This is a genomic window from Halomicronema hongdechloris C2206 (assembly GCF_002075285.3).
GTDB classification, from domain to species: Bacteria; Cyanobacteriota; Cyanobacteriia; order Phormidesmidales; family Phormidesmidaceae; genus Halomicronema_B; species Halomicronema_B hongdechloris.
On the sequence record NZ_CP021983.2, the window covers coordinates 2795996 to 2820953 of the forward strand.

General features: G+C 52.2%; 23 protein-coding genes and 1 pseudogene. 19 read left to right on the forward strand and 5 right to left on the reverse strand.

Going from position 1 to position 24958, the window contains the following annotated elements:
* Nucleotides 1-157: 157 nt before the first annotated feature.
* Nucleotides 158-640 (reverse strand): DM13 domain-containing protein, encoded by a 483-nt coding sequence (locus XM38_RS12630; RefSeq protein ID WP_080811514.1) that lies wholly within the window; start codon nt 638-640, stop codon nt 158-160.
* Between the two features lie 201 nt (nt 641-841).
* Here XM38_RS12630 and XM38_RS12635 point away from each other — a divergent pair, with 201 nt between their 5' ends.
* Nucleotides 842-1456, forward strand: coding sequence for an RNA polymerase sigma factor (locus XM38_RS12635; protein ID WP_137455099.1), 615 nt, complete (start codon nt 842-844; stop codon nt 1454-1456).
* A 44-nt stretch (nt 1457-1500) separates the two neighbouring features.
* Here the strand turns inward: XM38_RS12635 and XM38_RS12640 are convergent, their stop codons facing one another.
* The 3 genes from XM38_RS12640 to XM38_RS12650 form a co-directional block, all read right to left on the reverse strand.
* Nucleotides 1501-2028: a peptidoglycan-binding domain-containing protein gene (locus XM38_RS12640; RefSeq protein ID WP_202978885.1), complete on the reverse strand. Its 528-nt coding sequence runs from the start codon at nt 2026-2028 to the stop codon at nt 1501-1503.
* A gap of 302 nt (nt 2029-2330) precedes the next feature.
* Nucleotides 2331-3569 (reverse strand): molybdopterin molybdotransferase MoeA, encoded by a 1239-nt coding sequence (locus tag XM38_RS12645; protein WP_080814219.1) that lies wholly within the window; start codon nt 3567-3569, stop codon nt 2331-2333.
* Between the two features lie 13 nt (nt 3570-3582).
* On the reverse strand, nt 3583-5613 hold the full coding sequence (locus tag XM38_RS12650; protein WP_080814208.1) for an ABC1 kinase family protein: 2031 nt from the start codon (nt 5611-5613) through the stop codon (nt 3583-3585).
* A 188-nt stretch (nt 5614-5801) separates the two neighbouring features.
* On the opposite strand from XM38_RS12650, the gene recN reads away from it, so the two are divergent.
* The 8 genes and pseudogenes from recN to XM38_RS27695 all read left to right on the forward strand — a co-directional run bounded on the left by recN (nt 5802) and on the right by XM38_RS27695 (nt 14218).
* A complete protein-coding gene (gene recN / locus XM38_RS12655) occupies nt 5802-7553 on the forward strand; it encodes a DNA repair protein RecN (protein WP_088430034.1) in 1752 nt (583 codons plus the stop codon).
* 54 nt (nt 7554-7607) lie between these two features.
* Nucleotides 7608-9182 (forward strand): cation:proton antiporter, encoded by a 1575-nt coding sequence (locus XM38_RS12660; RefSeq protein WP_080814210.1) that lies wholly within the window; start codon nt 7608-7610, stop codon nt 9180-9182.
* Between the two features lie 392 nt (nt 9183-9574).
* A complete protein-coding gene (locus tag XM38_RS12665; RefSeq protein WP_080814222.1) occupies nt 9575-10243 on the forward strand; it encodes a DEAD/DEAH box helicase in 669 nt (222 codons plus the stop codon).
* On the forward strand, nt 10240-12336 hold the full coding sequence (locus tag XM38_RS12670; RefSeq protein ID WP_080814212.1) for a helicase-related protein: 2097 nt from the start codon (nt 10240-10242) through the stop codon (nt 12334-12336). Before XM38_RS12665 ends, XM38_RS12670 begins: the two co-directional genes overlap by 4 nt.
* 48 nt (nt 12337-12384) lie before the next feature.
* Entirely contained in the window at nt 12385-12630 is a 246-nt protein-coding gene (locus XM38_RS12675) for a DUF433 domain-containing protein (protein ID WP_080814224.1), read from the forward strand.
* Nucleotides 12631-12632: 2 nt separating this feature from the next.
* Nucleotides 12633-13085, forward strand: a complete 453-nt coding sequence (locus XM38_RS28955) for a DUF5615 family PIN-like protein (RefSeq protein ID WP_225889305.1) — start codon at nt 12633-12635, stop codon at nt 13083-13085.
* Nucleotides 13012-14021: pseudogene (locus XM38_RS12680) on the forward strand (IS630 family transposase). The gene XM38_RS28955 and the pseudogene XM38_RS12680 overlap by 74 nt, the downstream one beginning before the upstream one ends.
* 68 nt (nt 14022-14089) lie before the next feature.
* Nucleotides 14090-14218 carry a hypothetical protein gene (locus XM38_RS27695; protein WP_256995606.1) on the forward strand — a complete coding sequence of 43 codons (129 nt, stop codon included), beginning with the start codon at nt 14090-14092 and terminating at the stop codon, nt 14216-14218.
* A 1-nt stretch (nt 14219) separates the two neighbouring features.
* Here the strand turns inward: XM38_RS27695 and XM38_RS12685 are convergent, their stop codons facing one another.
* Nucleotides 14220-15074: a helix-turn-helix transcriptional regulator gene (locus XM38_RS12685; RefSeq protein ID WP_088430036.1), complete on the reverse strand. Its 855-nt coding sequence runs from the start codon at nt 15072-15074 to the stop codon at nt 14220-14222.
* Nucleotides 15075-15485: 411 nt separating this feature from the next.
* Between XM38_RS12685 and XM38_RS12690 the strand changes: the two genes are divergently transcribed.
* From XM38_RS12690 to cas4, 10 genes are all read left to right on the forward strand, one after another.
* Nucleotides 15486-15752, forward strand: coding sequence for a hypothetical protein (locus tag XM38_RS12690; protein ID WP_080814216.1), 267 nt, complete (start codon nt 15486-15488; stop codon nt 15750-15752).
* 137 nt (nt 15753-15889) lie between these two features.
* On the forward strand, nt 15890-18010 hold the full coding sequence (cas3, locus tag XM38_RS12695) for a type I-D CRISPR-associated helicase Cas3' (RefSeq protein ID WP_088430038.1): 2121 nt from the start codon (nt 15890-15892) through the stop codon (nt 18008-18010).
* Between the two features lie 13 nt (nt 18011-18023).
* A complete protein-coding gene (cas10d, locus tag XM38_RS12700) occupies nt 18024-21008 on the forward strand; it encodes a type I-D CRISPR-associated protein Cas10d/Csc3 (RefSeq protein ID WP_080810414.1) in 2985 nt (994 codons plus the stop codon).
* A gap of 2 nt (nt 21009-21010) precedes the next feature.
* The gene (gene cas7d / locus XM38_RS12705; protein ID WP_080810412.1) at nt 21011-22003 is read left to right on the forward strand and encodes a type I-D CRISPR-associated protein Cas7/Csc2; all 993 of its coding nucleotides are present in this window, start codon (nt 21011-21013) and stop codon (nt 22001-22003) included.
* A 20-nt stretch (nt 22004-22023) separates the two neighbouring features.
* Nucleotides 22024-22782 (forward strand): type I-D CRISPR-associated protein Cas5/Csc1, encoded by a 759-nt coding sequence (gene cas5d / locus XM38_RS12710; protein ID WP_080810411.1) that lies wholly within the window; start codon nt 22024-22026, stop codon nt 22780-22782.
* The gene (gene cas6 / locus XM38_RS12715; protein ID WP_080810409.1) at nt 22721-23566 is read left to right on the forward strand and encodes a CRISPR-associated endoribonuclease Cas6; all 846 of its coding nucleotides are present in this window, start codon (nt 22721-22723) and stop codon (nt 23564-23566) included. Before cas5d ends, cas6 begins: the two co-directional genes overlap by 62 nt.
* Nucleotides 23567-23602: 36 nt before the next feature.
* Nucleotides 23603-23863, forward strand: a complete 261-nt coding sequence (locus tag XM38_RS12720) for a hypothetical protein (RefSeq protein WP_080810408.1) — start codon at nt 23603-23605, stop codon at nt 23861-23863.
* Between the two features lie 76 nt (nt 23864-23939).
* On the forward strand, nt 23940-24215 hold the full coding sequence (locus XM38_RS12725; RefSeq protein ID WP_088430040.1) for a hypothetical protein: 276 nt from the start codon (nt 23940-23942) through the stop codon (nt 24213-24215).
* Nucleotides 24212-24361, forward strand: coding sequence for a hypothetical protein (locus XM38_RS26000; RefSeq protein WP_187329394.1), 150 nt, complete (start codon nt 24212-24214; stop codon nt 24359-24361). The genes XM38_RS12725 and XM38_RS26000 overlap by 4 nt, the downstream gene beginning before the upstream one ends.
* A 15-nt stretch (nt 24362-24376) precedes the next feature.
* On the forward strand, nt 24377-24958 hold the full coding sequence (cas4, locus tag XM38_RS12730; RefSeq protein WP_080810406.1) for a CRISPR-associated protein Cas4: 582 nt from the start codon (nt 24377-24379) through the stop codon (nt 24956-24958).

Here is a 24958-nt window from a genome sequence, read left to right on the forward strand (position 1 = left end):
CTTCGCAGTATGAAAATCCCCCAATCCCTCTTACTCGGGATGTACATGGTGACGATGTACACGGTAAGGAGCTGAGGGATTGGGGGAGATCTTCGCGATGGGCTTTCCCAATCGCAACTTGCTACCAGGTCTGAGCACAGGCCGTACTAGCAGCCGACTAGAGGGGAGCGTAGCCGAAGGTGACGTTGAACTGGCGGCACCAGATGCCGACGGCTTGATAGTCCTCTAGATCGATATCATCAGGGATCAGATACCGTTGGGTTCCCTCGAAACTCTGCAACGGCGCTAGGGTAACGTAATCCCCTTCCTCTAGATTGACGGGTACCGTAGAGCCAGTGTAAAGCACCACCTGCACGTCGGGTCCCCGAGCCGTATCGAAGGCGTCGTCAAAGACCAGATACCGCTGGTCGCCTTCGGTGACGATGCTGGCGGTGCCGGTGGTGGCATGGTCTTGTTCGACAGTGACGAACTCTCCTGCAGTCTGGGCTGCAGCCAGTTGGGTGGGAGTGGTCAGGGAGGAGGCACTGGCGGTTGGATGGATGAGGGCGTTCATGTCTATGGGTTTGATGCCATTGGCCGCGGTGGTGGCAACGGTGCCTAAGGCCAGAACTGATAGAGTAGCTAGTGCAAGACGACGCATGGATAAGTCTCCGTAATGATGTCAATGCTGTGAATTGCCATCGAAACCATCCCTATCCTGGGCGGCTCGATTGAGGAAAGGTTGATAGCTGTCTGAGAAATTTTGAGCATTGGCTGAAAATTTGATGAAGGATAAGACGATGGCCGTCACACTTTGCCAGGAATTGCACTATTCCCTAGAGCCTTCCCTTTGAGAATGCCCATGTGCCATCAGCCGTCACCCCCCGCTGTGCGACAGTTCAACGCAGAAATTCAGTTTTTACTCAAACCCCATAACCCTCACGCCCGTTCGCTGCTGGCGTTCATTCGCAGAAGCCTGAAGCAGTTTCGGTTGGATAGTCACCTGACCGAGATTGATATCTTCACGGAGGCTTATTTGCGGGGGATTCAGTACCTACAGCAGGCGGGGAACTCGATCCGCCACCCCAAGGCTTGGATGCGGACCACGGCCTATAACGTGATTCGGGAGTTGCATCGCAACCAGAATCGCTATGCGGCCTTGGCCTACGATGACTTCATCGAGAATGATCTGGGTCGTCAGGTGGTGGCCCAGGACCAACAGGCACAACTGGTGGATGCCCAGGAAATCGATACGGATATTTATGCCGTGTTGCAGGCGTTGGGGGCATTGGCGGCGTGCGATCGCATCTTGATTGACCTGAAGGTGATCAACGGCCTCAGCTGGCGGGAAATTCGGCAATGGTATGGGCAGTGGTTCGATGACGCCCCGCCCAGTGAAGCTACTCTGCGCAAGCGCGGGCAACGGGCGCTAGAGCGGCTGCGACAGCAATATCACAGGCTGCGTCCTCATTTGTAGCAGTGATACCCAGACTCGGTTTAACCGGGTGTTTTCAGAATGCTTCAGAGTCCCAGTGCCGACTGAGTCGCCGGGTCAATTAGGCCGCTGGTGGTGAGGGCATGGGCCTGTTGAAACTGGCTCAGGGCGGCTTGGGTGCGGGGGCCGGGCACGCCATCCAGGGGACCGGGGTCAAAGCCGTGGGATTTGAGCTGTTGTTGAATCTGGCGGGTACCGCTGTTGAGGCTCTCTTGGATCTCTTGAATCAACTCGCAGGACTCGTCGTTGCTGGCGTCCTCGGTTAGTAGTTCCCGCAGGCGGGCCTTTAAGTTCTCGTTGATGAAGGCATAGACGCGGGTCTCGCTGCTAAGACCCAGGGCATGGTCTAAGAAATGGTCGGCTTCATGAATCCAGAAATCTAGGTGGCCATCGGTCTCGGCCATGGTCAGCAGTTCCCCCAGACGATTGGCATCGGCCTCAGACAGATGCGATCGCACCGCCAGGGCACAATATTCATGGATTCGGGCCAGGTACTGGCTATCTAGAAGAGCCCTAAGGTCAGCGTTCACAGCGATGTGATTGGACGTAGGCATGGTGTTACACAATCTGAGTAATACGGTTCCCGAACAGAGATAGCGTAGGCCAGTCAGCGGCGGACAGAGCCCGTCGGTCAACCGCCGAGTCTTAGCAGGGCGACGGACCCCCTCCTGTGAGCGACTACCTAGGACTCTGCGGCAGAAATAACGCCTCTATTGACTAGAGTGGAAAGGCTGCATTGATTCAGGATCTCCCTTTCTGCCTTCCACCTTCCTACTTCTGCCTTGGCAACCTAGGCGCTGGCTGCAGTACGCTATCCCAGGGGATAGTGCAGAAACGGCGAGGCCTGTGACAGGGGCTAGGCACCGCCTAGGGGCAGCACCCGCACGATGGCGGCGGCCGCGATCTGCCGTTGACCGATGGGCACCACCGCCAAGCCATTGGTCTGGGCCAGATTGATTAAATTGCCAGAGCTGTGGCTACCGGCCGCTAGGCGAAAGCTATAGCCGTCCTGGCCCGCCCGTAACTGGCCCCAGAGGTAGGTCTCCCGTTGCCCCCCGGCCCGTAGGGGCTGCTCGTTGGTAGCGGGGACGAAGGCCGGACTCCAGCCCCTGGCCTGGCCCGAGAGTTTGCGCAGGGCGGGGGCCACAAAGCGCCAGAAACAGACCAGGGCCGAAACCGGGTTGCCCGGTAAGCCGATGTAGAGGCTGGGGGTGTGCGCTAGGGTGGCGACGGTGAGGGGTTTCCCCGGCTTCACCGCGACGGCCCGAATAGGGAGGGTGCCGCCCAGATCCTTGAGGATGGTATCGACATGGTCGTAATCCCCCCCGGAGACGCCGCCGGAGGAGAGGACCAGGTCGGCCTGGGTCAGGGCCGATGCGATCGCAGCGCGCAATTGCGGTGGATCATCGGGCACGATGCCCAGGCAGAGGGGCTCCCCTCCAGCCTGACTGACCAGGGCCGCCAGGGCATACTGATTCGAGTCCACAATTTGGCCGGGGCCCAGGGGCGTCTCCAGCGAGACCAACTCACTGCCAGTGGAGAGCAGGGCCACCCGAGGGCGGCGATAGACCGGCACCTGAGCACACTGAGCCGCCGCCAGCACGGCAATATCAGCCCCCCCCAGGACCCCTCCCGCCGGCAACAGGGGATCGCCGGCTCGATAGTAGCTGCCCCGCTGGCGCACGAAGGCCTGGGGCTGGGGGGCTTGCAAAATATGGACTCGGCCAGACTGGGCCTGGGTGTGCTCCTGCATCACCACCGTGTCGGCCCCGGCCGGCAGCATGGAACCGGTGAACAGACGGGCCGCCTGCCCTGGGTGCACCGTTTGCTGGGGCACCTGACCGGCCGGGATTTCCTCGATTAGCGTCAGCACCACGGGCGCCTCGGTGGTGGCCCCCTGGACATCCTGGCAGCGCACGGCATAGCCATCCATGGCCGAGTTGTCCCAGTGGGGAAAGTCCAGATGGCTGCTGATCTCAGCCGCCAGCACTCGGCCCAGGGCCTGGGGCAGCGGCACCTGCTCTCGATCCTGTAGTGGATCTAGGGGCTGAACCAGCTGCAGAATCAGGGCTTCGGCCTCGGTGGCAGGCATCATGGCCATGGAATCCTCAAGATGACGTCGAGGCGGGCAGGGCGGCTCGCTCTGGGATAGGCCGCTGCTCATCGGCATCGGCATCGGCGAGTAGCCAGCCCCGCAGCCAGCGCGCCACAGTCCGCTGGGCCAGATCGCCGACGATGCGCTGCCCCATGGAGTGGGTCTCTGGCCGCATCAATAGGTCTGGGAGTCGACTGGCTAGCAAGGTGGGGTCAAACCCCTCCGTATCCCGCAGGATGGCCAGAATGTTGACGATGTGCTGCCAGTCCTCCTCGGCTGGGGGGGCGCCGTTTTTGCCGGCGGTCTCAGCCTGGGCAGGAGCCTCGCCCCAGCCGAAGCGTTCATAGAGGGTGTGGCTGAGCAGGTGAGGCAGGTGCTGACCCAGCTGATCCAGGGTGCGCACGGCTTCAGCGGCGATGCGATCGCGAATGAAGCGGCCCCGCTCGGAGTATAAAAACTCGATGGTTTGATCTAAGACCTTGGCCAGGTCATAGTCCTCGCTGTTGCGGGCATTGCGCAGCAGGTTTTCCAAGCGGTTCCAGCGAAACCGGTCATCCTTGAACAGCAGTTCCCGCAGCGAGGTGCGCAACTCTGGGGCCGGATCCGTCAACAGTCGCTTCGAGACATAGGGATAGGCCTTGCTGAGCACCTTGAAGTTGGGATCTACATTGATGGCGATACCCTCCAGGGTGACCAACGAACGGATGATCAGGGCATAGTAGGCCGGCACCCGGAAGGGATATTCATACATCAGGGCCGAGAACTCATCGGTGATGCTCTTGAAATTCAACTCGGCCACGCTGGCCCCCAGGGCGTTGTTGAAGACCTCGGCCAGGGCCGGAATGATTGGCCGTAGGTCGGTATCGGGGGTGAGGAATTCCAGCTTGATGTAGTCCTGGGCCAACCCTTCGAAGTCGCGGTTGACCATGTGCACCACCGCCTCGATCAGGCCGTAGCGCTGATAGGGCTTCACCTGGCTCATCATGCCGAAGTCGAGGTAGGCCAGTTTGCCATCGGCGGTGGCCAGCAGGTTGCCGGGGTGGGGGTCGGCATGGAAGAAGCCATGTTCCAGCAGCTGCCGCAGGGAGCATTGCACGCCGATCTCGATCAGATGGGTGGCGTCGATGCCCCGAGTTTGCAGTTCGCTCAACTTCGTCAGCTTAGTGCCGTCGATCCACTCCATGGTCAGCACCCGACGGCGAGTGTACTGACGATAGATGCGGGGCACATAGATGTCATTCAGGTGGCCGTAAAGCTTGGCGAAGCGCTCGGCATTCTGAGCCTCGTGGGCATAGTCCATCTCCTCGAAGATGCGGGCCCCAAACTCATCCATGATCCCCACCAGATCGCTGCGAATCTGGGGAATGTAGTCGGTGCCCAGCTGGGCCAGCAGCCGTAGGATATAAACGTCCAGGGTAATGCGCTGGGCCAGGTCGGGCCGTTGCACCTTGACGGCTACCACCTCACCGCTGTGCAGACGGCCTTTATATACCTGCCCCAGGGAGGCGGCGGCCACAGGGTCTGGGGTCAGGTCGGCGTAAACTTCGTCTGGCGGAGCCCCCAACTCGGTCTCGATGAAGTGGTAGGCCAACTCATTGGCAAAGGGGGGCAACTGGTCCTGCAAGCTGGAGAGTTCGTCTAGAAAGATGGGCGGCACCAGGTCGGGCCGAGTGGAGAGGGCCTGGCCCACCTTGATATAGGCCGGTCCCAGATCCGTCAATAATTCCCGCAGCTGCACGGCTCGCTGCCGCTGCCGTTGCTCGCTTTTGCCCTGGCGGCGATCCCACCAAATCGTCAGATAAAAGGTGGCGAAGGGCCACAGAATACTGAGAAATCGCCAGACGATCTGCCAGGGGCGACGGCGATAGTAAGCTGCGATCGCATCGGGGTCGTAGACCCGCAATTGTTCAAAAATGCTCTTGCCAGCGCTCCCCGATGATGCTGGGAACGGCGCTAGGGCGCCGCTATCGTCAACCACTGGCTCACTGGCCACCGTAACCGTCGCACTTGGTGAATCTGACCCGGAAAAATGGGGCGATGCCATAGCCGTCCTCGAAGACCCGTCCAGGGGAGTGCTTGTCAACGTCATTAAATCAAAATTTGCTCCTGTAAACTATTGTAACGAATTGCGCCGGAGCACGACGGGACAAAGCGGTGGAGAGTGGAAAGAAAGCTGTACCCTCAAAAGATAGATGCTTCTCGGATGTCCTATCCATCGCAGCCAGGCTGGGTATGCTAACCTCCCTTCACATCGAAAATATTGCCCTGATCGATCATCTCCATCTGCAGCTCCAACCTGGGCTGAATGTGCTCACCGGTGAAACCGGTGCCGGTAAGTCCATTATCCTGGATGCCATTGATGCCCTGTTGGGAGGCAAGGCCAGCCAGCGGTTAATCCGCAGCGGCGCCAAAAAGGCCTTTCTAGAGGCCACCTTTACCCTGTCACCCGATCTGAAACGTTGGCTGCAGACCCACCATCCCCAGATTCCCCTGAGTCATGAATTGGTCTGTAGCCGAGACCTCACCGCCGGGCGTGGCACCGTCCGCAGCCGCTCTCGCCTCAACGGCACCCTGGTCAATAAGGCCCAGATCGAAGCCCTACGCCCCCTGCTAGTCGAGATCACGGCCCAGGGACAGACCCTACAGGTGGGCTCCCCCGACCGGCAACGGGATTGGCTGGATGGCTTCGGGGGAGAATCTCTGACGCGGCAGCGCCAACAGGTGACCCAACTCTACAATGCGGCCCTAGAGGCTCAACGGGCCCTGGAACGCCGTCGCCAGGCCGAGCAACAGCGCTTGGAACAGCTGGACTTGTTTGACTATCAGAGCCGGGAGCTGACCGCGGCCAACCTAGACGATCCCGACGAACTAGACCAGCTGCAGCAAGAGCGGCAACGGCTGAGCCATAGTGTAGAGCTGCAGCAGCAAAGCTATCAGGCCTATCAGATCCTCTACGAGAACGAGACTGGCGGCGAGGCCTGCGCCGACCTGCTGGGCAAGGCAGAATCCCTGCTGAGCGACATGTTCAACTTCGACCCCACCATTGCCCCCACCCTGGATCTTGTCAGCAATGCCCTGGCCTCTGTGGAAGAGGCTGGTCGCCAGATCAACGCCTACGGTGACACCATCGAGAGCGATCCCCAGCGGCTGCAAACGGTGGAAGAGCGCCTCAGCCAGCTGAAGCAATTGATCCGCAAGTACGATCGATCCTTGGCGGAGTTAATCCAATATCGCGACGAGCTGCAGGCGACACTAACGGCCATGGAGGGCGACGGCCAGTCCCTAGAGGCCCTGGAGCAGGCCTATCACACCCGCCGCCAGCACCTACTGGCCGCCTGTGCCGAGTTAACCCACCAGCGCCAGCAAGCGGCCCAGTCACTAGAAGACACCCTGGTCGCCGAACTCAAACCCCTGGCCATGGAACGGGTGCAATTTCAGGTCGATCTGCGCCCCATGGAGCCCACGGCCACTGGAGCCGATAGGGTTCGCTTTCTGTTCAGTCCCAATCCAGGGGAACCATTGCAACCCCTGGCTGAGACTGCCTCTGGGGGGGAAATGAGCCGGTTTCTGTTAGCCCTAAAGACCTGCTTCTCGCGGGTAGATCCCGTAGCTACCTTGATTTTCGATGAAATCGATGTGGGCGTCTCAGGGCGGGTGGCCCAGGCCATTGCCGAGAAGTTGCATCAGATTGCCCGTCAGCATCAGGTGCTCTGCGTCACCCATCAACCCATCGTGGCGGCCATGGCCGACATCCATTTCCAGGTGGATAAGCAGGTCGTCGATGCCTCGGCCCAGACTGGTCGAGCCCCGGGCCAGGGCGACCCTGACGATAGCGTGCGTACCGTGGTGCGAGTAACTCCCCTAGATCGGTCGCAGCAACGGCAAGAACTGGCCCAACTGGCTGGCGGTCAATCCCATCAACAATCCCTCACCTTTGCCGATGCCCTGCTGGCCCAGGCCGATACTATTCGTCAGAAAAAATAACCTCTACACTTTGGAGTGGAAAACCTAGCGTCCCGTGTGCCCATGTCCTGGTTGATGGTGGTGGAATCGGCCCTGGAAGATCCAGCGATTGAAGCGAACCTGCGCCAATTCTGCTTGGTACTCCTGGTATCCCTGGGGGTTGCGACCCTATCGCGGGTCCTGACCCTGCTGCGCAACATTCCCTACACGCTGTTGTTGTTGCTGGTGGGGCTGGGGCTGGCCATTTTAGATGTGCGCCTGGTTAACCTCTCCCCAGAGCTGATTCTATTCATCTTCCTGCCACCGCTATTGTTTGAAGCCGCCTGGAACCTAAACTGGCAAAGCCTCAGGCGTGATTTTATTCCCATTCTGCTCTATGCCGTCGTCGGAGTGCTGATCAGCATTGGCGGCCTAGTGCTGGGCCTGGGCACCCTGGCCGGGGCGTCTCTAGCCACGGTGCTGTTGGTGGGGGCCAGCCTATCGGCTACGGATCCGGTCTCGGTAGTGGCCCTGTTTCGAGAACTGGGGGTGGATAAACGCCTCACCACCCTAATGGAGGGGGAAAGTCTGTTTAATGACGGGGTGGCCGTGGTCGCCTTCAATCTGCTGGTGGGGTTGGCCCTGGGAGTCGAGCAATTCGACGTCTCGGTGACCGTGGCTCGCTTTTTGGTCTTCGTCGGCATCGGCACTGGCATCGGGGCCCTGATTGGCTTCGGCATTTCCTTTCTGACTCAGCGCTTCGACTTGCCCCTAGTCGAGCAGTCCCTCACCCTGGTATCGGCCTATGGTACCTATCTGGTGGCCGAGGAACTGGGCGGCTCTGGGGTAATTGCCGTGGTGACTACCGGCCTGATCTTGGGTAACTTCGGCTCCCGCATCGGCATGAATCCCCGCACCCGCCTGGCGGTGTCAGAGTTCTGGGAGTTCGTGGCCTTCTTCGTCAATTCCATCGTGTTTCTGTTGATTGGCGATCAGGTGAAATTCGAGGGGTTAGCCAATAATCTCAATGTCATCGGCATTGCCATCGCCATTATTTTGATCACCCGGCTGGTCAGTATTTTTGGCCTTGGTGCCCTGAGCAACTGGCTGGTGCAGGCGAATATTCCCCGTCAGGGCCAGACCGTGCTCTGGTGGGGGGGGCTGCGAGGATCGGTGTCAGTGGCCTTGGCCTTGAGTGTGCCGGTGAGTCTATCCCAACGGGAAGAGATCATCGCCATCGTGTTTGGGGTGATGTTGTTTACCCTGCTGGTGCAGGGGCTGACCACCCAGCCCCTGTTAGAAAAGCTGGGGCTACTCGGGGATGAACCACTGCGCCAGGAGTATAAGCAGATGGTGGCCCATCGGGTGGCCATGAATCGGGTGATGCAGCGACTGAGAGATCTGAAGCAGCGCCAGGAAATGGACCCGGAATTATTGGGCTATCAGATGGCCCTGGTGGAAGGTCAACTCAATGAGGTCAACGAAAAGCTGACCAAGTTAGTCCGTCAGAATCCCGAGATTCAAGCCTTCGCCACCCAGCAGCTGCGGGATGAATTGTTGGCGATCGAATCGGACACCTACGCCGAGTTCATTCGGGCCGGACAAATTAAGGATGAATTGAAGCCCCTGCTGCAAGAGGTGCTGCCGGATCGATTGGGGGAAGAGCATTAGCAGCGCTATCTCAGATCCAGCAATGGTCAGAGTTGCGATGGCCGCAGGCCGGTCTGCGACCCTCGCACGGTGATCTCGCTCGGGTAGAAGGCTGGAGGATGCGATCGCAGCGGCTCACTAACCTCCACAGGTATGGGGACAACTGCAGAATGGTGGAACCATAATCTACTGAGATAGGGTAACTATCATCACAGTCTACGTTGTTATGCTCCGGAGGTAGGTTATCCATAAGAGCAATCTTTGAAATTTTCTTGAACTATCTTCAACCCGGAAGCTTTTTCGCAGGGTACCTCAACTAGCATGAAGGCAAGCTAGTTCAAACATGATTGCCAATGAGATCGCAGCTATGAATAATTTTTACTTTCAACAGGAACTGACGTATGGAAACTAAGATGAGTAGACCTGTCAAACGACAAGCATTAGAAGTGGATACCTTAGACACTCTTTTTCAGGATTTAACCTCGTTTACTGCCAGAAATTTTCAACGAGAAACCATAGAAGCGATTTTACAGGGAGCCTTAGAAGGTAGCTTCAGGGGGACGCTCTTGCGGGCACCCACAGGGTCTGGCAAAACGGAAACAGCTGTATCCCCCTATCTGTTCGCAAGGACGTTAAGCATAGAGTTTCCTAAAAAACTGATTTATGTAGTGCCGTTAAGAACTTTGGCCAATAGTTTACGGGTAAGAACCCAGGGTCTGGTAAATGATTGGGCGAAGAAACACCTGCTCAATCGCCCACTGGCAGTCACACTTCAAACTGGAGAAAATCCTGAAGATCCAAGATTTGAAGGAGATATTATTTTCTGCACGATTGATCAAATGTTAAGCAGTTTTCTGAATATTCCATATTCAGTAGGTCGTGGTTCTGCCAACGTGAATGCAGGTGCTATTTTTTCTTCTTACTTAGTTTTTGACGAGTTGCATTTGCTTGATCCAGAGCGCTCCTTTGCAACCCTTTTGAAGGTTTTAGAGCAAGTGAATGGGATTTCTCCTTTTTTGTTAATGACTGCGACTCTGACAGATGAGCTAGCAGGTGAAATTCAGAAGGTAGTTTCCCAATGAAAGTTATTGAAGTGCAATCATCAGATTTACAGAAAATAGAGGGCGATCGCTGTCGCACTTTTGCCGCCATTGAGTCTCCATTGACTGCCGATTTAATCCTTCAGGATATTCGTGAGCATAATCGCAGACGAGTTATTGTTCTTTGCAATGTCGTATCTTTATCCCAGGGATTATTTCAGGACTTAGTCAATCACAAAGATTCTGATAGGTTAGAGATTACGCTGCTCCATTCCCGCTTTTTACCCGAAGACCGAAAGGAAAAAGAAGCGGATTTGGAAAGGAGGTTTGGAAAGGAGTGGCAACAGCAGGATGACGGTAAATGTCATGTGTTGATATCAACTCAGGTAATTGAGGTGGGCATCAATATCACCTGTGAGGTCATGCATACCCATCTATCGCCGATGAGTTCTTTATTGCAACGCGCCGGACGCTGTGCCCGGTTTGGGGGTAGGGGTGAGGTCAGAGTCTACCGTGAGATTCAGGTCGGAGGCGACACGCCAGCTTTGACGGAGGCTGATATTGCCGAAGATGTTGACGAGCAGGGTAAGCAGACTGGGAGGAAACGGCAGTTCTTACCCTATGAAGATGAAATCTGCAATTTAACCTGGAAGGTCTTAAAGCAGCATGACTCTTCAGTTCCAGTGGGTTTCAACATTGAGGAAGACTGGGTAAACGAAGTTCACGAAGATGAGTCACAATTACAAATCAAGCGCAGACAAAACAATCGCAAGAGCTTTATCACTCGATTTGAGGATGCTATTTTTCGAGGTGATCGCTCGGCTTCCCGTGACTTAATCCGCTGGGTTGATAACCGCAATATCTTTGTTGCCAGAGAACCCATTCTTATTGATGGTGAAAGCTCCGAAGTATCTATCGATGAATTAGAGCCGTTCTCTTTGCCGAGAACAACACTCTGTAAAGCCTTGAGAGATTTTCAGGAATTGGGAAATCAAAGTTGGCTATTTAAGCGCATTGAATCACCCGCAGACAAGAAAGCTGAAACCTATAGTCAGCCTATCCTCAGCGACATTAACACCACTAAAGACATTATCTTTAGCACCCGTATTCTGGTGAATCCTGAATATGTGTTCTACAGCAAGGATGTTGGCCTAAGAATTATCGTTGATCCTGAGCCATCAAGGGATGGCGAGCCTTTTGTTTCGCAGCCCAAGCAGAAAAAGACTGTCATCAATCAGTATCAGTACCACATGGATACCTACGTTGAGCATTTAGCGTTGATGTGGCGATGCTGGAATGAAGCCTGCTACGAACCTTATGTCAGTGTAAAAGATGAGATTTGTGAGGCAGGAGGTCGTTTTATTCGAGAGAAGGTCTTGCCAGATTACAAAATTACTGAGTCTGAATTACGACAGATAGAGACTACAGCCCTGTTTGAAATTCTGGTGTTCCTGGCAGTTTTAACCCATGACCTCGGCAAGCTTCAGCAACCTTGGCAGGATTCCATGCGATTATGGCAAAAAATTGCTTACGAAGAGTTTCGATCTGAAACATTCAAGGCTCACAATCCCAGGTCACTCTTGCTAGCCCACACAGATTATGACCCTAATGATAAAGAAACGAAGGACGTAGAGGGAAGAACTCAAAAACAGCGAATGCGAATTCATGAGACGACCGATCCACGTCCCGGACATGCCATTGAGAGTGCATTTCTGGGTTGGGAATTTCTGGACGCTCAATTCGTGCCTCTACTTGAGGATCACTTTGATCTTGATGAGGAGCAAATCAATAATCTTCTCAGTGTTGTCATCATGGCTGCGGGGAGACATCATTCAGCCTGGACGAACGGTTGGCAATTATCTGAGGTGGCGACGAAGCAGAGCATCAGGCTCCATCCACAAGCGAACCAGGCTGTTGCCAAAAGTTGGACAGCTTTATTGAATAAACTCAATCTGCCCTCCTCCATTGCGCTTCCCTCAAAGCCTTTCCACTTCAATCAAACAGAATATGAGGTCGGCGTTACCCGCCTGGACTGTTTTGAACCCGATGACCTGGAATATCAACAACTCTATGCTCTGGTGGTGAGGGCTCTGAGGCTATGTGACAGCCGATCAGTGCAAATCAACCATCCTTGAATCTGTCAAAGACCATTTTATTAACGAGGATCTGAACCGATGACCTACCTGCAAGAACAACAACTGCTAGAGCGCATCACCATCAACCCTGACATTTTTGGCGGTAAGCCGATTATTCGAGGGCGCAGGTTAGCAGTAGAACACATTTTAGGAATGCTAGCGGCTGGCGATTCTGTGGAAACGCTACTAGAGGGCTATCCCTGGTTAGAACAGGAAGACATCCAAGCTTGTCTGGTCTACGCTCATCGTCTCATTGGCCATGAGCGGGTTGAGCCTCTCCTGATCGAGGCTTAACCATGAAGCTTTTACTCGATAGCTGTGTTTGGGGAGGTGCCAAATTACCTTTATCTGAAGCGGGTCATGATGTCGTTTGGGCCGGGGATTGGGATAGCGACCCAGGAGACGCAGAAATTCTGCTAACGGCCTATCAGGAAGGACGGGTGCTGGTGACGATTGACAAAGACTTTGGTGAGTTGGCCATCGTGCGGGGCACCCCCCACTGCGGCATTATTCGATTGGTCAACTGGAAAGCGCGACAACAGGCCATCGCCTGCTTATACCAATTACAAGTGAGTATGCGCCATAGCAAAAGCGCATACTCAGAAATCAGGAAGTGCCATGGGTCGTCCTCTCAAGATTGCGATCGCCGAAAGCGAAGACCGCCTCAAAAAGTCCCTGCAAGGAGCGCGTACAGCGAGCCAAAAAGAACGGTTGCAAATGCTCTACTGGCTCAAAAGTGGACAGATTGATCGGCGCGATGAATTAGCCCGTCGCTTAGGGCGAGACAACGCCACCGTGACTCGCTGGCTCGGCAAGTACCGTCAAGGTGGCCTAGCACGATTACTACATGAGGGTAAAGCCCCTGGCAAAACGCCTCAGGTGCGCGGCCAAGCGTTAGCGGCCTTGAAAGCTCGATTGGCACAACCCCAGGGATTTCGTAGCTATGGAGAGGTGCAGCAGTGGCTGCAGGCGGAGTGGGGCATCGAGTTGTCCTACACGGCGGTTCATCAACTGGTGCGCTATCGCCTCCGAGCCAAGCTGAAAGTGCCTCGGCCTCGAAGCGTTAAGACCGACCCAGCGACCCAAACCGCGTTTAAAAACCCTCCCCTTAGCGATGCGGGAACTGCAGCGATTGCAGGGCGGTCAACGTCGGGTGCGTTACCTATGCCAAGATGAGACCCGCTTAGGACTCAAAACGATTGCTGGCCGATTACTGACGGCCCCCGGCATCAAACCCATCGGACCTCAGCAGTGGCAACGAGAGGCCTTTTACCTCTATGGAGCAGTATGGAGCAGTCGAACCTCTCAGGGGCTTCAGCTTCTTCTACGAGTTCTCCCACCTCGACAGCACTTGCTTTCAGGAATTCCTCAACCAGTTGTCGGCGCAATTAGGGTCAGACCTTGCCCTGTTGAAACTCGACCGTTGCAGTGCCCACTGTGCCAAAGCCCTGGAATGGCCTGAGAACATCATCCCGATTTTTCAACCGCCGCACTCGCCCGAACTCAATCCCATTGAGCGGGTTTGGCAAGCCCTGAAGCAGCCTTTGCGCTGGCAGAATTGCCCGTCCCTGGCGGCATTAAGGGGTGAGGTAACAGAGGTGCTAGAAACCCTGACCCCAGAGCATTTGATGTCCTTGACTTCCTATGATTTCGTCTTGGAAGCCCTATTGAGCGCAGCCTTATAAGTAATTGGTATCAGTACCTGGATGGCTCACCTGAATAATTCAGGCTAAGCGACCTGAGAGACGCAATCGTGATGCGATCGCATGGGGAATCTCGCTCGGGTAGGAGACTAGAGGATGCGATCGCAGCGGCTGCTGAGAAATCTATCCAGATCGCATCCAATTGGTTGAATATCTCTGGATCAGAGATCCACAACTGACTCATCCCTGATGATTTCGATAAGCCCTTTCATATTCCTTCAGTAGCTGGTTAGCCATCCACTGAGGCTCAAGAACCTTGACGTTGCTACCATATTGCAGCATTCGTTGACGGAACCAAAACCAATGGTCTTCAGAGGTTTCAATATCGACGAATCGTTGATCCGGATCCCGATACAGTTCAACTTCGTTGGTTCGGCGGGGTTGGTAGTGGGCCAAGGGGCCACTCATACGGTATCGCACCTTTTCTGTCGGGAAGCTGAGTCTGGACCAGAGAGTATCTGAAGCAGGGTAAACCTTGAGGATACGATCAATGCGAAAGATCAGGTTTTGCTCGATGCTGGGCTGCTTTTCACTGTAACGAGGTGAAAAGTTAGAGATATGGGCAAATAGGTATAGCAAGCCGTTGTGAAAGCGGAGTTCTGAGAGATCGCAGTCCCAGTTATTGGTTTTACCGGAACTGCTACGGTATCGAATGACGTAGCGACATCCTCGCTGAAAGCGGTCTTGTAATTGTTTAACCGTCTCTTCTAGCTTAGTCTCGCTGTAATCAACAGGAGGACTAAAGGCAACTTTGACTTGGGATGGCTCAACGGGCTCACTTAGCTTGCCAATATGGAGTAGGTCACTGGCCTGGGCAGAGAAGCCCATATCGCTGAGGACATATGCTGCAAGTGCCAGAGAGTCTCTTTGCTTGGGAGAAAGCAGGACTGGGAAAGAGGACTCCACCAACTCGTAGGGGCGGTTAGGAGCACTGCTAATTGTAAAGCCACAGTCCCTGAGCTTCCGGATGGCTCGGCTAACTTTCTGATCAATGTCATTAGAGGACTGGCCATGCCGGTCTAGAAAATCCGTCATTCGGAGGCTCAATGCCTCACGGGTGAGAGGTTGCTCTGATAGGCACCTCAAGATTTCGAGGGAAAAGGCCAGAGAATGTAGCTTCGCGTCACTCACTAGGAGGATGAGGTGGTGAGCAGCATGAGCAGTAGAGGGGACTCCAAATCATACACTTGCTCTATGTTTCAGTCCCGCCTGGCAGGATTCTGGTAAGTCGAGTCTTGATTCGGGTATCCCCTCCATGGCACAGAATAGCATTCTACCCAGAAGCATGGAGAATAATTTGTGGTAATAGAACAAGTATATAAACCACTGTGCTACCTTAAATAAAAGCAGGGCCACACCAAAGCGGCGCAGCCCTCAAAAAACGCAGTTAGTCCACAGCTTCCAACTCAGACAACTGCTAACTCACAATATCCACGGAGGATACTCATGAATTATAGCTTCAACTTCGGAGACTATAATGCCCCCCTGGCATTAGGCCTCAGAACGGAAGAAGTAGAAAAGATAGTGCCCTTGATTACCCAGCAAGCGATCACCGGCAAGTTGATCAGAGAGATGGCATCTCAAGGCGCCTTAGAAGTACGTTATCCACTTGGCAGTCTGGATATCAGGCCATCGGTTGAGGAAAAGGTCAATGGTCGTTGGCGATGGGATATCTGGATTAAGCCAACGGCAGTTCATTTTCTTGGGAAATAGCTTCTTTCTAAATCTACTGGGTGGCTTCTGTGAGCTTTACGGAAGCCACCTCCTACGGATAGGAGATGTTGTCTTTTTTTGACGACATCTAATTTGGTACTGGTATTACTATCGACCCAGATACCGGAATATAAATCATGAAAGTTTTTCTTAAACCACTATATTCCAAGCTCAATGATGGGCCAGGGAACTGCCCTCTTGGGTGTCAAGAGAAGTGCCGAGTTGCTGAAAATTCAGATCTAAAGCCCCTAAAAGGCCAGTCTTGTGCCTTATCTTTACACCAGGCCCTTACCTGGGAAGCTGTGGTGCAAGGGGATACTGACGTAATCTTTAATACGGCGGCAACTGGGGATGGGAAGTCTCTGGCTGCTACCTTACCTATTCTCTTGAATAAGAACCTCCGGATGGTGGGAATGTATCCCACTATCGAGCTGGTTGATGACCAGGATAGAAGTCACCGGGACAGTGATACCCGAAAGGGCTGGCATTCAACGTTTGGCTTGAATGCGGAAAAACGCATTGATCGTCTTTATGGTGAAGAACTTAGCCGTCGGGTACGCGATGGAGAAAGTAATCGGTTTCAAGAACTGCGCAAAGCAATCGAGAATAAGCCTCTGATATTAACTAACCCAGACATTTTTCATTTGATCACGCATTTTCAGTATAAGAACCCTGCTTATGGAGATTTTGAGCTTCCTTTGTTAATGGCTGAGTTTCCAGATTTCTGGTTATTTGACGAATTTCATATATTTGGACCACATCAGGAATCAGCTGTCATTAACAGCATGGGCTTTATTCGGCGGTCTCAGCGACGCAAGCGACGGTTCTTATTTACCTCTGCAACTCCCAAAGATTCTTTCGTAAAACAACTTAAGGCAGCCGACTTTGGGGAACCCAAAATCATTCCTGGAAACTATTCAGATCATCCACAAGACGGATATCGAAAAATTCTTGAACCTGTCGAACTTGAATTTATGCAGCTCAAAAAACAGGATGTTTTGGAGTGGTTACAGGGGAAATACCACGAAGTCTATGAATGGCTAGCAAATGAGCAACGAGGGCGAGGACTAATCATCCTCAACTCAGTAGCTCAAGCTGGCAGAGTTGTTGATTTGCTGAAAGGTTTATTTCAGAACTCGGTAGAGGTCGAGGAAATTAGTGGGCGGATGGATCGAGCTTCTCGTCAGGTAACTCAGGAAAAATTGAAACATTCCCGGAAACCTGTCCTGGTAATTGGTACATCGGCTGTAGATGTTGGTGTAGATTTCAAAATTCATCTGCTGATTTTTGAAAGTAGTGACTCTGCCACTGTTATCCAACGACTCGGCAGGTTGGGGAGACATGAAGGTTTCAAGCATTATCGGGCGATTGCGCTACTGCCAGAATATGCCTCCTGGATTTTGGGCAAATTGAAAAAACAGCTCACTGAAGGGGCAAGCGTTGACCGTGAAGAGCTTCGCGATACCATCATTGACGCTTTTGATGCCCCCAAAGAGTTTCAGGAATATCGTCGGGAGTGGGGTGTAGTTCAGGCTCAAGGGATGCTGTCGCAGTTAAAAGCCAAAGAATATGCCAAGGTGATGCAGCCCGTCTACGAGCGCATCGCCAAAGATTTACAGCCTCTTTATGGCAGCAACATCATAGGCTTTGCCCAAAGAAAGTTACGAGATTACGATAAATCAGTCGCTGAGGCAATCCAGACCGAGTTGATTCGCTTTCGTGGTGGTACCAGTATCCAGGCTGCTGTATGGGATGAGAACCGCTTTTACACCTACGACTTGCTCAGACTGTTGCCTTATACCCTGGTCGAAGTATTGGACGAAGCCGAATTCCTAGAAGCTGCCTATCGCAGAGGCTATCGGGACTACACCTTCCAATATGCCCAAGTGTTCTTAAAAGTACAGAGGTGGGTTGATGAGCGTATAGATATCCAGCTACGGACTGGACGGGATAGTAGCGAATTGCAATGCTGTGACTTAATTTTGCTTGGCAAACTCAGACTGTCTCAGCATCCCCAAGCCGATGTTATCAACTGCATGAGTCGCAAGAAGTTTCTTAGCTTCCTAGTACCAGGCGATTACTGGAAAGTGAGAGATGCCCTTAGAGTTGGTCCACTTTTTGGTTTGTATCCATTGTTAGATAGCTCCGAAAAATCCTATGCCTGTGCTTTTGGGCAAGATGCTTTGCTACTTAAAGCGTTGAGAAATGGGCGCTTAAGCAAACTCTGCCGCCAAAATTCAGCCCCAATGTTTTTTTAGATTGCAAATTACAATGACTCTCCTACAAGACTTACTCACCACTACGCTGCAAGAAGAGCCCGATCCAGTTATTCAGAGGTTTGTTGAAACTGTGGTGCCCGCAATGGAACAGGAATTTGCCCTCGTTCCTGCTCTAGGGGGTTCTGATGCGGTACATCGTTACCGGCTCCGGGATGATCCATTTTGTGAAGAGAAAGTCCAGCGCTGGAACCAAAGTGCAGACCAAAGCTTACTAGTTCATGTCATCAATGCCATCCTAACAGCCTGGAATTTACAGACTTTTCTAGATGAGGACAAACAGCTTACTGAGGAAGAGAAAAAACTGTTATGCTTGGGGCTAACGCTCCATGACTACAACAAATACTGTCAGGGGGAAGAAGAAGATGCACCCAAGACCCATGAGGTTTCAGAGATCTTAGGGCTTTGCCATAAATTAGGGCATAAGCTGAACTTTACAGATTTTTGGCAAGACTGGGAAAATTATCTTGGTGATATAGGTTTTCTAGCTCAGAATACACAGTATAAGACCGGAACCAATCCCAGGTTAGAAGTTTGGAATCCCAAGATTACTGATCAGAGAAGATTGAAAAATCCACTTCGACCTCTCCTTGCTTTTGGGGATATTGCAGTTCATATGAATGACCCAGCGGATATCGTTACACCAAAGGAAGGCAACCAAAGTAGATCTCGCGGACATGCTTTAAGAGAACATCTGGAAACACTTCAAATAGAGAGAAAATTAGTTTATCACCGTTTGAGAGACTGCACTGGTCTGCTCACTACTGGCATCCACAACGCTGTTTTACACTTCACTGAAGATTTAGACTGGAAACCCATCTTATTTTTTGCTCAAGGTGTCGTTTATCTAGCGCCGCTAGATTCAGAAACTCCAGATCGAGAAACTATTCAAGCTGTGCTTTGGGAGCAAATCCAGCAGTTGCTAGCCAACAAAATGCTAAGTGGAGATATTGGGTTTAAGCGCGACGGCAAAGGTCTTAAAGTTGCTCCCCAGACTTTAGAAGTATTCAAGCCAGCTCAACTTATTCGTGGATTACCAGATGTCATCATCGCAAAGGTTGGGAACGCCAAGAATCCAGCTACACCTAAACGGTTAGCATCCTTAGAGTTAAGCGATACAGAGTGTCAAAAGCTTGAACCTGCGGCAGATTTAAGAAGTGATCGCTTAGCAGAGCTAATTTTTTTAGCCCAAAAAGAGTTTTTCGGAGCCTGCCCTGACTTTGTACCCTGGGTTCTCAAATATTTGGGAATTGAACAAGGTATTTCACCAGAACAAACTCAGGTTCAGTCAGGGGGAGTTAATTATGGTTGGTACCGTGCAGCAGCTTATTATATTGCTGTTACACAGAAAAACACTCTTGACAATGAGGAACTGGAGAAAATTCTAGAAAACCTGGCCTATAGCTTGGCTGATTGGGCAGAAGAGAATGATCTACTACCAGAATATAAAAGCCCAACCCAAGACGTTTTTCATCGATATCTAAATCAAAATTTGGAAGTTTCAGGTTGGGAACCATGTCTAACATCATTTGATGATGAACTGTCGGCCTATACTGCGGCCAAAACCAAGGCTTCTAAGCAACCTATTTGCTCACTTAGCTCAGGAGAGTTTGCCTCAGAAGACCAAATGGACTCTGTTGTACTGTTCAAGCCGCAGCAATACAGCAACAAGAACCCCTTAGGTGGCAGACATATTAAGCGTGGCATCTCCAAAATTTGGTCTTTAGAAATGCTGATTAGGCAAGCTATGTGGGCTGTTCCTGCTGGCAAACTTGAAGATCAAAGACCTGTGTTTCTTTATATCTTCCCAGCTTATGTCTACTCGCCTCAAACAGCCAAAGTAGTTCGGGTTTTAATGGATGAACTCAAGGATCGCATCAATTTCTGGGATATCCGTAAGTTTTGGCAAGAGAACAATATGGATATCCAGGCTTTGAGGTCATATTCGTGGTTGGAAGAAGAATCAGAAGCGGGGCGTTTCGGCAATCCAAACTATGGTCGTGGAGATAGGCGAGATTTACCGTTTGTAGCTATCACATATACAACAACACGAGGAAAAACGGTTACAGATGCCTGGATTGAACCGGCTTTCCTGGCAATGGCTCTACCTATGCTGTTGGGGGTCAAGGTAGTGGCTTCAACCAGTCCGGCCCCGCTTTATAGCAGCGATAGCGAGTTTCGAGAGTCAGTAAAACTCGATGGGCCAGCAGGCTTTTGGAACTCGCTAGGCTTACCCAACTCATTGCATCTGGAGGAATGGTTACAGAATCGGGTTCAGCGGCTAGATGAATTACTGAACCGCTTGATGATCGCCTATGCCTTACATCTTGATTGTGAAGGAGATCCCCCAGATCCACGATGGAGAGCTTTCGCCAATACGGTCAGGGACATGATGACAGATGTCTTAAACATCTTCTCACTTGCAGCATCTCATTTTCGAGAGTTGAAACGAGAACCTTACCCAGATGAAGTTGGACGCTACTGGCGCTATGCACAAATTTGGACAGAGGGAAATACCAATATGCAGAAAAAATTGAAGATTACGAAACAGCTTGTGACTGAATATCGCAAGTTTTACAGGGTCAATCTAAGCGAATCGAGTCATGCCATCCTTTTACCTCTATCTAAGGCACTGGAATTGATACTGTCGGTACCAGAAGATTGGGATGATGAAGAGCTTATTTTGCAGGGTTCTGGTCAGCTTCAAGATGCCCTGGATCGCCAAAAAGTATACCGACCTATCCTTTCGGATAAATCTCTCCCTTACCAGGAACGTAAGGTTCAGGAATTAGAAGCTATTCAGGCATTTGTGACAACTTGCGTAAAAGATTTGTTTGGCGAAATGTGTAAGGGCGATCGCGCTCTACTCCAAGAAAACCGCAATCGCATTAAATCGGGTGTCGAATTTGCCTACCGTTGGCTCACTCTGCAAGAAAGCCAAGCCGAAACTAAAAATCAAAAAACTGAAGGAGAAAAATAAACATGACTATCCTCGAATCCCTCAAGCCTGAATTCCACAGCACCTTTCCTCGCCTCGCCTCTGGCAAATACGTTCACTTTTTGATGGTGCGCCATAGCCAATCCTTCCCAGTCTTTCAAACCGATGGTGTGTTGAATGTAGCTCGTACTAAGGCAGGCTTAGACACTACTGATAAATTCAGCCGCTTGGTTATGTTCAAACGCAAGCAGACCACACCAGAGCGATTAGCAGGGCGTGAGCTGTTGCGCTCACTGGGCCTAACCACTGCTGACAAAGAAAACAAGGAAAGGTTTTGCGAGTACAACGGCGAAGGCTCCTGTAAAAAGTGCCCCGACTGTATTATCTATGGCTTTGCCATTGGCGATAGTGGTTCTGAGCGCTCCAAAGTTTACTCAGACTCAGCCTTCTCGCTCAGCCCTTACGAACAGTCCCATAAGAGCTTCACCTTCAATGCTCCTTTTGAGGGAGGCACCATGAGCGAAGCAGGGGAAATGCGAAGTGCCATCAATGAACTCGACCACATCCTACCCGAGGTCAATTTTCCTACAGTAGAAACGCTACGAGACCCCACCTATGAAGGCTTTATCTACGTCCTGGGTAATCTGCTCCGTACCCGCCGCTATGGGGCACAAGAGTCGCGTACAGGCACCATGACTAATCACCTGATTGGTATTGCCTTTGCGGATGGAGAAATCTTCAGTAATTTATACTTCACCCAGGCACTCTATGACGCGCTCAAAAATGATCTAGATGCCCCAATTGACGAAGTGCGAAATAAAGCTCAGGAAGTAGCAGCAATCCTATTGGCTCAAGAACCCGTGCGGAAGACTCAGCAAATCTTTGGAGAGCAGCTAGATAGCTTGCTGGCAGAAGTTACAGCTATCTACCAAGACGAAGCCCAGTCACAGACCGTCCTTAGCATCTTGTACCAACAAACCCAAACCTATGCCGAAACCTATGGGGCAAATTCAGGCAAGAAAGGCAGACGCAAGTAAGTATCTGGAGGATAGATAAGATGCTTTACCAATGTGATTTGACCCTCCACGATAACGTCTTTTTTGCCACTCGCGAAATGGGGACGCTGTTTGAAACTGAAAAGTACTTGCATAACTGGGCTTTAAGCTATGCCCTTTTCGAGGGACAATACCTCAATCGCCCTTACCGATTGCAGGGAGAATACGCTCAAAAACCCAATTATTTGGATAGCAGCCACGAACAGAGCCTACATCCGCTGAATGAGACTGGGATATATGTTTTTCCTGCACAACCGCTGCAGTGGGCCTACCAAGTCAACACGTTTAAGGCTGCTCAGGTGAACTACTACGGCAAATCGAAACAGTTTGGCGATAAAGGCGCTGACCGCAACTACCCCATTAACTTTGGGCGAGCTAAAGAGTTAGCCGTAGGCAGCACCTACCGGACCTACATCATGGCAAAGGATCAGGCTACCTTACCAGACTGGCTGCAGCAAAAGGATGACGACAAACGCCGGACCTGGATTCGTCTAGGAAAGTGGGCTGCCAAAATCCATATTCAGGCCAAGTCTATTGCAGGCGAGACAACTGGTTCCGGCACATTTATTTGTCGCCATCCTCTTAACCCTTTAGATTTGGCAGTATCTATTCGATTAATGGTCTACAACCGCATTGTGATGCCGCCCGTGAGTTTAGTGAGCCAAGCACAATTAGAAGGTGAATACTGGAGGCTTCCCGATGAAACCTGCCTACCCATTGGCTGTTACTACGGGGCAAGATATATGGCCAACGCCTCATAGATCTACATCACTCTATTCCATCGTGGTGCAATTGGCGGCGGCTGGCCAAGGCCGCTTCCCGGCTACCTTAGGGCGGGCAATTCACTCTCAGGTTCTAACCTGGTTGCAGGCAGGAGATTCCTCTGTAGCCCAGGCTGTCCATAGTACTCAGGTTTCCCCCATGAGCCTTTCAGGACTGGTAGGACGTCGCCGTAAACAAGGCACTCGACCAGATGACGAGTTCTATTTTCGCATTGGTCTACTGAATGGAGACCTGCTGGAACCCTTATTGGCAGGCTTAGATACCTGGGGGACTCAACCCATTTCTCTGGGCAATTTCCCCTTTGTTTTGCGAGGGGTAGAAGCGTTACCCGGTGAGCATAAGCAGGTCCAGATTGGCAACTACCATCTATTGAGCAAGACCAGTCCAGTCAGTGATGATCTTTCCTTGGAGTTGAGATCGCCCACCGCCTTCAAGCAGGGTAAAAAAACAATCCAGCCATTTCCGTTGCCAGAGTTGGTCTTTGGCAGCCTCCTACGCCGTTGGAATGCCTTTGCCCCGGAGGATCTGCAGTTTTCCCAAATTGAGTGGCAGGGTATGGTGTCTGCCTTTGACCTCAAAACCCGTGTGCTTAGGCTTGAAGGTGGCCCTCAAATTGGTTCTGTGGGCTGGATAAGGTACCGTTTCCTTGATGCCGAGCAAGCCCGAATTGCTTCTGTGCTAGCTCAGTATGCCTTCTTCGCTGGAGTTGGCTACAAAACTACGATGGGCATGGGGCAAGTGCAGTCGCTTAATCATGCCTAGCCCTCTCATGTCCTGCCATACCCTTGCGCGATTATCATGACGATTCAAGACCTGATTGCAACCCTCAGTCAATTTGACCCCAACACCCCAGTCGTCATCAGTGGATACGAAGGCGGGTACAACGATGTCAGTGTCGTCCGTCCACTAGAGATCCAACTCAATGTCAATAACAAACATTACTACGGGGCTCATCACTGTGTAAAAGGCACCCTTGTTCCCGATGTTCCCCTAACCTCGGTGGTTTATCTTGGAGGCTTCAATCCCATTAGTGATGCACCAGAACTGTCCTATCACTGAATTGAGCGGGCTAACAGCAAAATACTCTTAACCCCAGCCTTCGACACCCTAAATCCAAGCTATTAGGAGATCTCCCATGCGTAAAGCCACGATTGTCAGGGCTACTCGCGATCGCCAGCTAGAAATCTCGCCCGAAATTCAGGCTCAACTCAACCGAGGGGATGAATACCTGATTTGGCAGTCAGGTGACAGCATACACCTGCAAAAAATTCATAAGCCATCCTCCTTTGAAGATCTCATGGCCAGAGTGGATGCCCTCGGGCCAGATCCCGACCAGCTCAACATGGAAGAAATCACCAACCTGGTCAAAGAAGTGCGGCGAGACATGCAACAGAGTAATCATCAAGAATGAACCTCGTCATTGATACCAATGCGATCGCAAGTAGCGTCGACGCAATTGTAACTGGTGATCTCGACCTACTAGTGCTCACCGAATTTTCCGGCATTCCTATCCTCACTCCCCAGGACTTCTTCACCCGCTATTTTCCTGACCAATAGCAACCTTCACCAGTCATGCAAGACGATTATCTTCCCCTGGCTTACCTCAATGCCTGGGAATATTGCCCCCGCCGCTTTTACCTGGAATACCAACTGGGGGAAATGGCCGACAACGAACACATTATTCTGGGGCGCCACCTGCACCGGGTCGTAGACGACGAAGGCCAACAGTACGACGGCGATATCTTGACGCGACGCCACCAGTGGGTGTGGAGCGATCGTCTCCGAGTCAAAGGCGTCATCGACTTGGTCGAGCAGCAAGGGGATCAGCTCATCCCCGTAGAGTTCAAGAAAGGAGCCATGGGACGGCACCTGAGTGATCACTTTCAGCTTTGTGCCGCCGGGCTCTGCCTGGAAGAACGCACTCAACAGCCCATCACCCATGGCGAGATTTTTTATCACAGCAACCGACGACGACAGCACGTTCCATTTACCCCAGAGCTGCGTCAGGCGACAGAAGACGCCATTCTAGCCGCCCACGATTCGTTGAATGCCCCCATTCCTAAGCCGATTACCAACAAGCGCAAGTGCCAGGCCTGTAGCTTGCAGGGGATCTGCCTGCCGTTTGAAGTCAACCTTCTTCGCGAAACCACTTAA

What these genes read in the sequence shown, in the direction of transcription:
- XM38_RS12645 (WP_080814219.1), bottom strand. Translation starts at nt 3,569, where the DNA reads ATGATGCCTGCCACCGAGGCCGAAGCCCTGATTCTGCAGCTGGTTCAG.
- XM38_RS12640 (WP_202978885.1), bottom strand. Translation starts at nt 2,028, where the DNA reads ATGCCTACGTCCAATCACATCGCTGTGAACGCTGACCTTAGGGCTCTT.
- XM38_RS26000 (WP_187329394.1), top strand. Translation starts at nt 24,212, where the DNA reads ATGAACCTCGTCATTGATACCAATGCGATCGCAAGTAGCGTCGACGCA.
- XM38_RS12630 (WP_080811514.1), bottom strand. Translation starts at nt 640, where the DNA reads ATGCGTCGTCTTGCACTAGCTACTCTATCAGTTCTGGCCTTAGGCACC.
- cas7d (WP_080810412.1), top strand. Translation starts at nt 21,011, where the DNA reads ATGACTATCCTCGAATCCCTCAAGCCTGAATTCCACAGCACCTTTCCT.
- XM38_RS12690 (WP_080814216.1), top strand. Translation starts at nt 15,486, where the DNA reads ATGAATTATAGCTTCAACTTCGGAGACTATAATGCCCCCCTGGCATTA.
- XM38_RS12670 (WP_080814212.1), top strand. Translation starts at nt 10,240, where the DNA reads ATGAAAGTTATTGAAGTGCAATCATCAGATTTACAGAAAATAGAGGGC.
- recN (WP_088430034.1), top strand. Translation starts at nt 5,802, where the DNA reads ATGCTAACCTCCCTTCACATCGAAAATATTGCCCTGATCGATCATCTC.
- XM38_RS12650 (WP_080814208.1), bottom strand. Translation starts at nt 5,613, where the DNA reads ATGGCATCGCCCCATTTTTCCGGGTCAGATTCACCAAGTGCGACGGTT.
- XM38_RS12665 (WP_080814222.1), top strand. Translation starts at nt 9,575, where the DNA reads ATGAGTAGACCTGTCAAACGACAAGCATTAGAAGTGGATACCTTAGAC.
- XM38_RS12720 (WP_080810408.1), top strand. Translation starts at nt 23,603, where the DNA reads ATGACGATTCAAGACCTGATTGCAACCCTCAGTCAATTTGACCCCAAC.
- cas4 (WP_080810406.1), top strand. Translation starts at nt 24,377, where the DNA reads ATGCAAGACGATTATCTTCCCCTGGCTTACCTCAATGCCTGGGAATAT.
- XM38_RS28955 (WP_225889305.1), top strand. Translation starts at nt 12,633, where the DNA reads ATGAAGCTTTTACTCGATAGCTGTGTTTGGGGAGGTGCCAAATTACCT.
- cas6 (WP_080810409.1), top strand. Translation starts at nt 22,721, where the DNA reads ATGAAACCTGCCTACCCATTGGCTGTTACTACGGGGCAAGATATATGG.
- XM38_RS12660 (WP_080814210.1), top strand. Translation starts at nt 7,608, where the DNA reads ATGGTGGTGGAATCGGCCCTGGAAGATCCAGCGATTGAAGCGAACCTG.
- cas10d (WP_080810414.1), top strand. Translation starts at nt 18,024, where the DNA reads ATGACTCTCCTACAAGACTTACTCACCACTACGCTGCAAGAAGAGCCC.
- XM38_RS12725 (WP_088430040.1), top strand. Translation starts at nt 23,940, where the DNA reads ATGCGTAAAGCCACGATTGTCAGGGCTACTCGCGATCGCCAGCTAGAA.
- cas5d (WP_080810411.1), top strand. Translation starts at nt 22,024, where the DNA reads ATGCTTTACCAATGTGATTTGACCCTCCACGATAACGTCTTTTTTGCC.
- XM38_RS12635 (WP_137455099.1), top strand. Translation starts at nt 842, where the DNA reads ATGTGCCATCAGCCGTCACCCCCCGCTGTGCGACAGTTCAACGCAGAA.
- cas3 (WP_088430038.1), top strand. Translation starts at nt 15,890, where the DNA reads ATGAAAGTTTTTCTTAAACCACTATATTCCAAGCTCAATGATGGGCCA.
- XM38_RS12685 (WP_088430036.1), bottom strand. Translation starts at nt 15,074, where the DNA reads ATGACGGATTTTCTAGACCGGCATGGCCAGTCCTCTAATGACATTGAT.